Source organism: bacterium, from assembly GCA_019912885.1.
Classification (GTDB): domain Bacteria; phylum Lernaellota; class Lernaellaia; order JACKCT01; family JACKCT01; genus JAIOHV01.
In genome coordinates this window covers 25,311-37,006 of the sequence record JAIOHV010000161.1, presented here as the reverse complement: position 1 = coordinate 37,006, position 11,696 = coordinate 25,311, and the positions used below count along the sequence as shown (strand labels likewise).

At 64.8% G+C, this 11,696-nt stretch carries 10 protein-coding genes; all 10 read right to left on the bottom strand.

Features of this window, described 5'->3' with window-relative positions; genetic code table 11:
- A partial coding sequence (locus K8I61_14205) for a 4'-phosphopantetheinyl transferase superfamily protein (protein ID MBZ0273187.1) occupies positions 1 to 338 on the bottom strand: 338 nt, incomplete at its 3' end.
- Entirely contained in the window at positions 335 to 1,069 is a 735-nt protein-coding gene (locus K8I61_14200) for a pyridoxine 5'-phosphate synthase (protein ID MBZ0273186.1), read from the bottom strand. The genes K8I61_14200 and K8I61_14205, both read right to left, overlap by 4 nt.
- A gap of 238 nt (positions 1,070 to 1,307) precedes the next feature.
- Complete coding sequence (glmM, locus tag K8I61_14195) at positions 1,308 to 2,672, bottom strand: phosphoglucosamine mutase (GenBank protein MBZ0273185.1); 1,365 nt, start codon at positions 2,670 to 2,672, stop codon at positions 1,308 to 1,310.
- Positions 2,673 to 2,685: 13 nt separating this feature from the next.
- The gene (locus tag K8I61_14190; protein ID MBZ0273184.1) at positions 2,686 to 3,666 is read right to left on the bottom strand and encodes a hypothetical protein; all 981 of its coding nucleotides are present in this window, start codon (positions 3,664 to 3,666) and stop codon (positions 2,686 to 2,688) included.
- 1 nt (position 3,667) lies between these two features.
- Positions 3,668 to 4,423: a diadenylate cyclase CdaA gene (gene cdaA / locus K8I61_14185; GenBank protein MBZ0273183.1), complete on the bottom strand. Its 756-nt coding sequence runs from the start codon at positions 4,421 to 4,423 to the stop codon at positions 3,668 to 3,670.
- A 51-nt stretch (positions 4,424 to 4,474) separates the two neighbouring features.
- Positions 4,475 to 5,404, bottom strand: a complete 930-nt coding sequence (gene folP, locus K8I61_14180; protein MBZ0273182.1) for a dihydropteroate synthase — start codon at positions 5,402 to 5,404, stop codon at positions 4,475 to 4,477.
- Positions 5,325 to 7,361, bottom strand: a complete 2,037-nt coding sequence (ftsH, locus tag K8I61_14175; protein ID MBZ0273181.1) for an ATP-dependent zinc metalloprotease FtsH — start codon at positions 7,359 to 7,361, stop codon at positions 5,325 to 5,327. The genes folP and ftsH overlap by 80 nt, the downstream gene beginning before the upstream one ends.
- Before the next feature lie 301 nt (positions 7,362 to 7,662).
- Positions 7,663 to 8,964: an exo-alpha-sialidase gene (locus tag K8I61_14170; GenBank protein ID MBZ0273180.1), complete on the bottom strand. Its 1,302-nt coding sequence runs from the start codon at positions 8,962 to 8,964 to the stop codon at positions 7,663 to 7,665.
- 36 nt (positions 8,965 to 9,000) lie between these two features.
- Positions 9,001 to 9,846 (bottom strand): SDR family NAD(P)-dependent oxidoreductase, encoded by an 846-nt coding sequence (locus K8I61_14165; GenBank protein MBZ0273179.1) that lies wholly within the window; start codon positions 9,844 to 9,846, stop codon positions 9,001 to 9,003.
- Positions 9,847 to 9,990: 144 nt separating this feature from the next.
- Positions 9,991 to 11,643: a glycosyltransferase family 39 protein gene (locus K8I61_14160; GenBank protein MBZ0273178.1), complete on the bottom strand. Its 1,653-nt coding sequence runs from the start codon at positions 11,641 to 11,643 to the stop codon at positions 9,991 to 9,993.
- Between the last annotated feature and the right edge of the window lie 53 nt (positions 11,644 to 11,696).

Here is an 11,696-nt window from a genome sequence, read left to right as displayed (position 1 = left end):
TCGCCGCCGAGCGCCGCGTCGACGTGAATGCGCGCGTCCGCGGGCAGATTCAAAATGCGCGCCGCGCGGCCGCGCGCGTCGATGCGCCACCCGCGTCCGTCTCGGACCGTCACGATGTCGCGCAAAGGCATATCGAAGATGCCGCGCCGCACGGCCTTCAGGAATGCTTCCTTGGCCGCAAAACGCATCGCCGCCTCCTCGGGCGAAAAACCGCCGGCGTCATGCGGCGCGGCCTCGTCCTCGGCGAAGATGCGCCGCCGCAAACGCGCGCCGTGGCGCTCGATCGCGCGCGCGAGTCGCGGCACAAACACGATATCGACACCAAGGCCCAGGATCATTCGTCGGTTCCGCGGGCGTTGCGGACGGCGTCGATCATCTCGCGCACGGCGCGTTCGAATCCGACGAGCACCGCGCGCGCCACGATGGAGTGGCCGATGTTGAGCTCGGTGATATGCGGGATCGCAGCGATGGCGCCGACGTTGCGGTAATTCAGCGCGTGGCCCGCGGCGACCCGCATCTTGAGGCGCTCGGCGAGCCGCGCCGCATCAAGTACGTTCTGATACTCGCGGCGTCGCGTGTCGGCCTCCGGCGCCTCGCAGTAACGCGACGTGTTGATCTCGATGGCGCGCACGCCGATCTCGTGCGCCGCCTTGATCTGGTCCGACGACGGGTCGATGAAGACGCTCACGCGGATATCGCGCTGCGAGAGCAGGTTCAGCGCGTTGCCGATGCCCTCGCGGTTGTGCGTGATCGACAGGCCGCCCTCGGTGGTCACCTCCTCGGGCCGCTCGGGAACGAGCGTCACGATGTCCGGTCCCAACTCAAGACAGATCCCGATCATCTCCTGCACCGGGCAGATTTCGACGTTCAATTTCGTGTGGATCGTTTGGCGCAACAAGCGCAGGTCGCGTTCCTGGATGTGGCGGCGATCAAGGCGGAGGTGACAGGTGATGCCATCGGCGCCGGCGATCTCGGCGATCGAGGCCGCCCACACGGGGTCCGGATCGGCGACGCCGCGCGCCTGGCGCACCGTCGCGACGTGGTCCACGTTGACATTCAGTTCGGTCATGACGGAGCTCGTAAGGCAACACCCACGGAGGATTCCGTGGGCGTCACAAATTCATCCGATGATCGAGGTGTGTCAAGCGAGCGAATCCGGATTTCGGATTTCGGATTTGGAATCGCAGAATCGCAGCTCAACACGGAGGGGAAAAAGACACAAAGGGAATAAACGAGTTTTCCATTCGTGATCTTTGTGCTTTTTGTGCCTTCGTGTTGAAATTTTTGGTTCGGCGATGATGCCGTGGTCACGCCTCGCCGACCGCGCCACCGATGCAGGCGTCGATGTCCGCCGCGATCGCGTCGATGCGTTCGGCGTGTTCACCCTCGACGATCACGCGGCACAGCGATTCGGTGCCCGAATAACGCACGAGCACGCGGCCCCTTTCGCCAAGTTCCGATCGCGCGGAGTCGAGAATTTTCGCAAGGCCGGCGATCTCCTCCAAAGGCGGCTTGGCGCGCACGCGGATATTCTTTCGCGCCTGGGGAAAATCGCGCATGGCGCCGTGGAAGAATTCGGACGCGGGCCGGCCCGACCGCAACTGCGTCGCGAGGATTTGCAACGCGCTCATGACGCCGTCGCCCGTGGTGTGCTCGTCGAGAAAGATCATGTGGCCGCTTTTTTCGCCGCCGTAATTGAAGCCGCCGGCCTGCATCGCCTCGATGACGTAGCGGTCGCCGACATCGGTGCGAACCACCTGCCCGCCGGCCTCGAGCATGGCGACATCGAGCCCCTTGTTGCTGTCCACGGTCGTGACGAGCGTCCGTCTGGAAAGGCGGTCCTGGGCCAAAAGCGCCTTCGCGGTCGCGGCCATAAGGTGATCGCCGTCGACGATCGCGCCGGTTTCGTCGGCGATCACCACGCGATCCGCGTCGCCGTCAAACGCGATGCCGATGTCCGCGCTGACCGCCTTCACGGTGTCGGCCATCGCCTTCGGATGCTGCGCGCCGCAGTCCTCGTTGATGTTCAGTCCGTTCGGGCGGTTTCCGATGATCGTCAGCGAGGCGCCGAGCTCGAGAAACACCGCGGGCGCCACTTTGTAGGCCGCGCCGTTCGAGCAATCGAGCACGATCCGCATGCCCTCGAGCGTTAGCTCCGCGGGAAATGCCTTCTTGAGGAAGACGATGTAGCGGCCCATCGCGTCGTCGATGCGATACGCGCGGCCGACGTCCGCGGCGGTGGCGGGATGCGTTTCCGCCTCGCGCGCGTCCATGATGTCCTCGATGCGGTGCTCGACCTCGTCGGGCAACTTGAATCCGTGCGAATCGAAAAACTTGATGCCGTTGTCCTGAAACGGGTTGTGGCTCGCGGATATAACGACGCCCGCGTCGGCGCGCATGTCGCGCGTGAGGAAGGCGATGCCCGGCGTCGGCAGCGGTCCGACCAGAAAAGCGTCGACGCCCGCCGCGCAGATGCCGGCGGCCATGGCGAACTCCAGCATGTAACTGCTGCGCCGCGTGTCTTTGCCGATGATGACGCGGTGGAGGCCATCTTCGCGCCGGAAGTGATACGCGGCGGCGCGGCCAACGCGCATCGCGACCTCAGTGGTCATCGGATCCTGATTGGCGACGCCGCGGATGCCGTCGGTGCCGAAATATTTTCGTGGAGTCATGGCGCCTCTCCGATCATTTTTTCTTCTTGCCCTTCTTGTCGGTCTGTTTCGCGTTCTCTTTGAGTTCCAGCGTCACCGCCGGGATGTCGAGGCCGACAAGCAGTGTGTCCTCGTCGCCGGACACGACGATCTGCGGGCGCACGGTATGCTTGCCTGGCGCAAGCCCCGCCGCGTCCACGACAAGGCGAATCGTCTCGCTTGTCAGACGGCCCATCGTTTCCGTCGGTCCCTTCAAACGCAGGCCGATGCGTGCCGGCCTGACCTCGTACTCCCATTCCGTGTTTTCCACCGTAACGACGATATCGGAAAATTCGCGTTGCGCCAGATCGCGGTCGATCTCGATGCGCACCCGCACCTCGGAGGCGTCCGTCACCTCGACGTGCCGCCCGACCACGTCAAGCGCGTGGACGCCCTCGTAGGTCTTTCTCAGGCCGGTGATGTCGATGATCTCCGTCGGCACCGCCGTCATGTTCTCGACCTCCTCACGCGCGCCCAAAACGCGCACGAGGGCCGGCTCGGCGGTTTTTTCGCCGGCCATGAATCCGCGCGCGGGCGTACCCCGGACGGTGACCTCGACGGGCACTTCGCGTTCGAGACGCTCGGAAAACCGCGCGGTGATTTCGCTGGGGCTGATTTCCGTGACGCGAATTCCCGGCGCGAGGCCGCGGATGCGCGTGTCGATGACCTTGAACGACAACTCGCCGGGCGTCGCGGAGGCCAGGTCGATTTCGTAGGAGAGCTGCGCGTCCTCGACGGATCGAAGCTGAGCGCTCGATCCGAGCAGCTTGATGTTGACCGTGCTCGGCACGTCGGAGACGCGCACGAGGTCCGGCGGCAGATTCTTCAGTTCAAGCGAGATGTCCTTGGGAATTTCGAGCACGCTTTGCCCGATGGACACGTACGTCCACAACACGAATGCGAGGATGAAGCTGACGAGCTTTGTCGGTCCGTCGCGGACGATGACGCCGAGGATGCGGGCGAAAGACGGCATCATCCTACGCCAGCAGCTTTCCGAGCCGGTTGTACAGCTCGTCGGGATTGAGATCGCGATCCAGATGCCCGAGGTAGCCAAGGCTCACCTCGCCGCGTTCCTCGGAAACGACAAGCACCGCGGCGTCGGACTTTTGCGAGATGCCGAGCGCGGCGCGATGGCGCGTTCCCAGGTCGCGGTCCAGATCCAGATCGTCGGCCAGCGGGAAAAAGCAGCCCGCCGCGATGATGCGCCCGTTGCGTATGATGACCGCGCCGTCGTGGATCGGCGAGGACGGCAGGAAGATCGAGATCAGCAGTTCCCTGGAGACGCCCGCGTCAAGCGGCACGCCCTCGTCGATGTAGTCCTTCAGGCCCGTGCCTCGCTCGACGACGATGATCGCGCCGATGCGGCGGTTGATGAGCGCCTGGACCGAGCGAATCAATTCGTCGAGGAACTCCGCGCTCGCCACGTATTGCCCCGCCGAAAACGGGTTCTTGCCGAAACGCATGAGGCCGCGCCGGATGTCCTCGGCGAACAGGATGACGATGATGATGATCGCCGACTCGAGAAACGCGTCCAGGATGTAGTGCAACGTGAAAAAGCGGCCGGCGTCGGAGACGACGTAGAGGAAAAGGATGACGCCGAGGCCGAGCATCATCTGCACGGCGCGCGTCCGGCGCACGAGAACGAAGACGTTGTAGATGATGACCGTCACCGCGAGGATGTCGACGACATCGCGCCAGTTCAGGTTGAGGAATAAGGATGTCCAGTCGCGCACGGAGCCTTCCGGGGTGTGACGGAGCCGATTGTGCGGGAAACCCGCGCGAAATCAACCCGGCGCGAGTCCCTCGCACGCGACGAGCGCGTCGTGGACCTTCAGCGCCGCGGCCACCTCGGCAACGTCATGCACGCGATGAATACGCGCCCCGTGCCGCGCGGCGAAGATCGACGCCGCGATCGTCTCGGAGCCGCGATTAGGCGCGTCGCGGCCGGTGATGCCGCCTAGAAACGCCTTCCGTGACAAGCCCATCAGGATCGGCCGGCCGAGGATCGCCAGGCTCTCGAGGTTCGCGAGAATCTCCATGTTCTGCTCGGCGGTCTTCGCAAAACCGATGCCCGGATCGACGACGATCTGTTCGGGCTTCACGCCATACGACGTCGCCCGGTCGATCCCCGCGCGCAGGTGGCCGACGATTTCGCCGAACAGGTCGTCGTAGTTCGTGTCGTCCTGCATGGTTTCGGGCGTGCCGCGCATGTGCATCAGCACGAGCCCCGCGCCGGTTTGTGCGGCAAGCCGACCAAGCCCGGGATCGGCGGCGAGGCCCGTGATGTCGTTCAGGATCGACGCGCCGGCCGCGAGAGCGGCCTCGGCGACCGCACGCCGCGTGGTATCGACGCTGACGGCAAGGCCGGTCCGCCGCGTCAGGGCCTCGATAACCGGGGTGATGCGCCGGATCTGCTCGTCGATCGGCACGGTGGGCGCGCCCGGGCGGGAAGACTCGCCGCCGACATCGATGATGTCCGCGCCGGCGTTCGCGATCTGAAGGCCGTGCGCGATCGCGTGTTCGGGCTCGAAATAGAGGCCGCCGTCGGAAAATGAGTCGGGCGTGACGTTGAGGATCCCCATCACGAGGTTGCGGCGCGAAAGATCGAAGCGCCGCCCCCGGGCGACGAAGAACTCACTCACGCGGGCGGTCGCCGGGCGCGCGGTCGTCCTCCCGGGGTTTTTCGAGCGAGTCGTCGATGTGCACGCCGTCATCGGGCTCGGCGGCGGGCTCGTCGCGCTCCCAGATCGGCTTGTGTGCTTCCGGCGCGCGGCGGTCTTCGTCGTCGGCCTCGTCCGCGTGCCCGTTCCCCGCGTCGGACTCCGATTCGTCTTCCTCGGCTTCCGCCTCCTCGATGGGCTTGCGCTGGATCGCCTCGCCGCGGAGCAAGGTCTTCAATTCCTGGCCGTCGATCGTCTCGAACGTGAGCAACGCCTCGGCGATCGCATGCAACACGTCGATCCGCTCGGTGAGGATCGCCGTGGCCTTGCCATACGCCTCGCTCACGAGGCTCCGCACTTCCTCGTCGATCTCGCGCGCGGTGGTTTCCGAATAGTCGCGATGATGCGCCAGGTCCTTGCCGAGGAAAATCATTTCCTCCTTGTGGCCGTAGGACATGGGGCCGAGTTTTTCGTTCATGCCCCATTCCATGATCATGCGGCGGCACATCTCGGTGGCGCGCTGGATGTCGTTCGCGGCGCCGGTCGTGATGTGATGGAGGCACAGCTCCTCGGCCGCGCGCCCGCCCATGAGGAAGGTGAGCATGTCGATGAGGTAGTCGCGCGAATAGGTATGCCGGTCGTCGAGCGGCAGGGTCTGCGTGACGCCGAGCGCCACCCCGCGCGGGATGATCGTCACCTTGTGAATCGGATCGACGTGTTCGAGCATCTCGCCGACAAGCGCGTGCCCGCCCTCGTGGTACGCCGTGTTGCGCTTCTCGTCCTCGGTGAGGATGAGGCTCTTGCGTTCGGCCCCCATCAACACCTTGTCCTTGGCCATCTCGAAATCGAGCATCAGCACCTTGACCTTGCCGCGCCGCGCGGCGGAAAGGGCCGCTTCGTTGACGAGGTTGGCGAGGTCCGCGCCGGTGAAGCCGGGAGTGCCGCGCGCGATGACGGAGAGCTTCACGTCCCTGGAAAGCGGCACCTTGCGCGTATGGACCTTGAGGATCGCCTCGCGGCCGACGATATCAGGCGGCGGCACGATCACGCGGCGGTCAAAACGCCCGGGGCGCAAGAGCGCGGGGTCGAGCACGTCGGGCCGGTTGGTCGCGGCGATCAGGATGACGCCCTCGTTCGATTCGAAGCCGTCCATCTCGACCAGGAGTTGGTTCAGCGTCTGCTCGCGCTCGTCGTGCCCGCCGCCGAGGCCCGCGCCGCGATGGCGGCCGACCGCGTCGATCTCGTCGATGAAGATGATGCACGGCGCGTTTTTCTTGCCCTGCACAAAAAGGTCGCGCACGCGCGAGGCGCCGACGCCGACGAACATCTCGACGAAATCCGAGCCGGAGATCGAAAAGAACGGCACGCCCGCCTCGCCGGCGATGGCCTTGGCCAGCAGCGTCTTTCCGGTGCCCGGCGCGCCCATCAGCAGGACGCCCTTGGGGATGCGCCCGCCGATCTTCGTGAATCGCTTGGGGTCTTTCAGGAAGTCGATGATCTCGCGCAGCTCTTCCTTGGATTCCTCGATGCCGGCCACGTCCTTGAAGGTGATCTTGTTCTGCTTGCCGGTAATGAGCCGCGCGCGGCTCTTCCCAAAGCTCATGGCCTTGCCGCCGGAGCCTTGAAGTTGGCGCATGAAGAAGATGAAAATTCCGATGATGAGGATCATCGGCAGCCAGGTGATCAGGAAGTTCCAGAACGGGTTCGGCACATCCGGGATGACGCTGTATTCCACGCCTCCGGCGTCGAGTTCGTCGTAGAGCTCCTGGCTTTCGAAACCGCTGGTTTCAAAGGCGGTGCGCTCGCCGGTTTCCGGATCGAGCATGACGCCCGTGAACTGCCGGCCCTTGATATCGACCTTGGCGATTTTTCCCTGCTTCACGAGGTCGCGGAACTGGGAATACAGGACGCGCTTCGGGGTCTGGTAGTCCTGGTTCACGAGCTGAAACAGCACCGCGAAGATCAGGAAAATCAGCAGCAAAAGCGCGAGGTTCTTCGAAAATCGGTTCACGTAACTCCCCCGTGGAAGCGCTTAGGGCTTCCAACGTAATCACTCGGCAGCATAAGGGAAAGGGGGCGGCGCGAAAATAGGCGGCGCGAACGGCGACTTTGTTCACGCCAAGGCGCGGAGGCCGCGGAGGGCGCGATGCCCGGTCGGCGATGTCAGGGCCTCGATATCAGGGCCGCAAGCGAAGCCGCGCCGCTCGGAGCGGCGCGGCGAAAGTGCGCGGTCGATACCGACCGGGCGATTTGGCCCCATTTTTTGGACCGAGCCGGAGTTCCGCGCCACCCCGTCGTGACCGAACCGCCCCCTACTCCAACAGCCACGCCTCGTTGAAACGCACCCAGCCGATCGTGCGGCGGTCGTGCGTGTAGGTGATCCAGATCGTGCCGTCGTGCGTCGATTGGGCGATGGACGGATAGTGGTATTGGCAATCGCCGTCGCATTCGTCGTCCGTGTCGATCAGGTCGCGCTTTGCGACAAATGTTTCGCCGCCGTCGTGCGACAGCGCCACGGACAGCGGAAAGCGGTCCGTCGGGGAGTCGTTGTAAACCACCACCTCGTGCCCGTCCAAAAGACGCACCCAATCCACCGACGTGCCCGCGTTCGGAAGCTCGGTGATTCTTGATGGCGTCCACGTCTGGCCGAAATCGTCCGAAACCATGCGCTTGACGCGATGGGTCGGGAATCCGTCGCGCGTGATCGCCGCGATGCGCCCCCCAGGCAGGTTGATAAGCGAGGGCTGGATCTGGCCGAGGTGCTGCAAGAGGAACGGAATCGAAAGATGCGACTCCTCCGTCCACGTCGCGAAATCGTCCGTCGAGCGCATGAACGTGGGATACGCGAGGCACTCGCTATAAAGAGGTAGCAGCAACTCGCCGTTTTCGAGACGCAACGGCCGATGCCGCGCCATCCAGCAATATTCCTCGCGCAGGCCGACCGGCGCGCCCCACGTGGCGTCAAGATCGTCCGATCGAATCAAGCGGATGGCCGACTGATCCCAACCGTTACCGGTGATGGTCACGAAAAACACCAGAAGCTCACCCGATTCGGACACCCACAATGCCGGGTTGCCCTCCGACAGGCCCGGATCATCGAAAAGCACTTCGGGCCAGGTCCAGCCGGTTTCACCCGGCGCGAGCGTGGACCAGACGATGCGCGAGTCCGGCGATTTCTCCGCGACGCCGTGATACCAAACCGCCGCCATCGTGCCGTCGGGCAGTTCGGCGACCGTGGAGCCGTGGTGGTTGCAGTTCGGTTGCGGAACGCCGGTGTCCTCCGGCGTGCATTCGAGCGAATCGGGCGGGAGAATGAATCCGCGCTCCAAAAACGGCGTCTGTTCCTCGGGCGGGAAGGTCTCGGTGTCGTCGTCGCCGGCGGCGTCGTCATCCGCGTCATCGTCATCCGCGTCATCGTCGGACGCGTCGTCGTCATCGGTAGCGGACTCGTCATCGTCGACGGCGGAATCGTCGTCCGCCGCGTCTTCGACCGCGGCCGCGCCGCCATCGTCGCCATCGTTGCCGCACGAACAGGAGGCGCCCGTGACGAGACCCGCGACCGCGACCAGGAGCGCAAGCAAACGCGCGGCCCGCCAATCGGGCAGGCCGCGCAAGAAGGCACGCCGTATCGTGCGAATCCGAAGCGCCAACTAATCCCCCATGATCGAGGGCAGTTTCGCGGCGATCTCCTGCGCGGTCCACGGTTCGTCCTTCTCGGCGCCGGAGGTCGTGACGACCTTATATTCAAAGATCTTGCCGCCCTGGACGCCGAAGATCTTGCCCGTCACGTCCTTCGACAGGTCGGATGCGAGAAACACCGCGACGGGCGCAATCCAGCGCGGATGCAGCATCTCCTCGACGCCGGAGTCCGCGAACATCGGAAGGTCCTCGGTCATGCGCGTGAACGCGACGGGCGCGATCGCGTTACAGGTGATGTTCGCGCGCGCGCCCTCGAGCGCGACGACGAACGTGAATCCCGCGATGCCGGCCTTGGCCGCGCCGTAGTTGGCCTGGCCGAAGTTGCCGATCAGCCCCGCGAGCGACGACGTGTTGATGATGCGGCCGCCCTCGCCCGCCTCGCGGAAGTGGCGAAACGCCGCCTGCGTGCAGGAGAACGTGCCCTTCAAGTGCACGGCCATCACCGAGTCCCAGTCGGACTCTTCCATCTTCGCAAGCGTGCGGTCGCGAAGGATGCCCGCGTTGTTGACGAGAATATCCAGGCGCCCGAACGAATCGAGCGCGGTCCGCACGAGGCTGACTCCACCGTCCATCGTCGCGATGGATTCGAAATGCGCCGCGGCTTCGCCGCCTGCGGACTTGATTTCCTCCGCCACGCGCGCGGCGGCGGATTCGTCCGTGCCCTTACCGTCCCTGGCACCGCCGACGTCGTTGACGACGACGCGCGCGCCTTCCTTCGCGAAAGCGAGCGCGTATTCGCGGCCGATCCCGCCGCCCGCGCCGGTGATGGCCGCGACTTTTCCGTCAAGAAGACCCATGTGTTTGCCCTCCGAATGCGTTTATTTTGATGCGAAACCGACCGCGCACCCCGCTTCGCTCGGTTTGCGGCCCTGACATCGCCAACCGCGTTGGACGATGGACTCAATGGACCCGATGGACAATATAGACACGATTGACCGCCATCACGGCTCGTCCGCGTCAGTCTGCGTCGTGGCGACGGCCACGGATGCGTCACCGGCAACGGTGTCGGGATCGCCCGCGCCCGATCCGCCGCTCGTATTGGAACCTGCATTCAAATCCGCAACGGCTGACGCCTCGGCTTTCGGCGGTTCGGTATAAAGATCGATGAACAGATTCCAGAACGCCTTGGAACTGACGAATTGCAACCCGTGGTCCAGCAACCATTTCGTCGCGCTTTCCGAGCCGTAGCGCGTGGTGCGTATCAGCCAGTAACGCGAGGCGCCGGGCGTCGCCGTTTTGATTTCTCCGGGCGCGTCGCGGTTGTAGAAATCGTAGCTCACCTCGGTGAGCGGCAATTCGACCGCGGGCATCTTGCCGAGCGACGCGAGATAGCGCGCGTGGTAGCGTACGCCCTCGGCGATCCAGCCCGGCGCGACGAAGATTTCGTCCCCCGGGCGCAATTCGGCAAGAAGCTCGACGACCGCCCGTTGCCACTCCGGCGGTTTTTCCCACGCGCCCACGCCCTCGCCCGCCGCGACGCGCGTATTCATGAGCGCGCCGGTCATCGTCACGAGCGCGAACGCCAGGCCCGCGGCGATGCCCGCGCGCCCGAAGCGATCCAGCGCGAGCGCCGCGAGCGGCACGAACGGCACAAGCAGCACGATTAAAAGGTCGCGCGACCAGATCGGCACGACGACGGAGATCGCCGCGGCGAGGAAAACCGCGCCGTAGGCCACGCCGGCCAGGGCGATACGCCCGGCCGTCTTGTCGAAGACGACGCGGTGCGTTCCGGCGAAAAGCAGCGCGGCCCCGAGGACCGATAACGTCACGCCGATCGCATCGCCCGCGCCGATGCCGTCGAGCGATGGCCACACAAACGGCCAGGGAGCGCCGAATAGCCCTTCGGCGAGCCAATTGGCGAACGGCGCGCCCGCGAGCGTGGTGAAAAGCGGGAAGCTTTTCATCTGTTCGCGGATCACCGCGAACTGCGCAAGGACGAGCGGCGCCGCGAGCACAAGGACGAAAAACGGCGCGGCGATCGCGAGGATCGCCCCGCGCCGGCGCAGCGCGTCCTTGCGCCCGAAAAACAGCAGCAACAAGATTTCGGCGGCGATGACAAACACGAAAAAGTACGATGCGAGAATGCCCGCGATGTTAAGAACGGCTAGCGCGGCGGCGAATTTTTTCGCGGGGCGTTCGGGATCCTCCAGGCGCGCGGCGCAATAAAGCGCCCACAACTCGATGGTGACGACAAGCGCGAGGGCGCCGTCCTGTCGGCTCAGCATGATGTGAAGCGGCCAGCCCGCGAGGAGCGCGCCGGAAATGATGCCGGTGAAATCGCCGGCGACGCGGCGCGCGTAGAGCACCATCGCGGGGATGGCGGCAAGCCCGATCAGGACCGAGAGCACACGCACGGATACGATGCCATCAGTGAAAAGCGCGATCCAGCCGGCCAGCAATCCGATGTAGCCCGGTGGCTGGTTCCCTTGCAGCGCCATCGACGGGTGGTGCGCGAAAAGGATGGCGAACGTCTCCTCGAGGCGCAGGCTCGTCGCGTCAAGCTGATAGATGCGGACGACGAGACCCGTAAGCATCGCGACAATCGTGCCCGAAAGGACAAGATAAGGCAGTCGGCGAACCGGATATTCGTCCATCGCGTTCAGGCCGGCATCTCTTCGGAAGGGGTCAAAAAAAGCCGCGGCACGTT

Coding starts and splice junctions, on each gene's coding strand:
- K8I61_14200 (MBZ0273186.1), bottom strand. CDS start 1,069: ATGACCGAACTGAATGTCAACGTGGACCACGTCGCGACGGTGCGCCAG.
- glmM (MBZ0273185.1), bottom strand. CDS start 2,672: ATGACTCCACGAAAATATTTCGGCACCGACGGCATCCGCGGCGTCGCC.
- K8I61_14190 (MBZ0273184.1), bottom strand. CDS start 3,666: ATGATGCCGTCTTTCGCCCGCATCCTCGGCGTCATCGTCCGCGACGGA.
- folP (MBZ0273182.1), bottom strand. CDS start 5,404: ATGACGGCGTGCACATCGACGACTCGCTCGAAAAACCCCGGGAGGACG.
- K8I61_14165 (MBZ0273179.1), bottom strand. CDS start 9,846: ATGGGTCTTCTTGACGGAAAAGTCGCGGCCATCACCGGCGCGGGCGGC.
- K8I61_14160 (MBZ0273178.1), bottom strand. CDS start 11,643: ATGGACGAATATCCGGTTCGCCGACTGCCTTATCTTGTCCTTTCGGGC.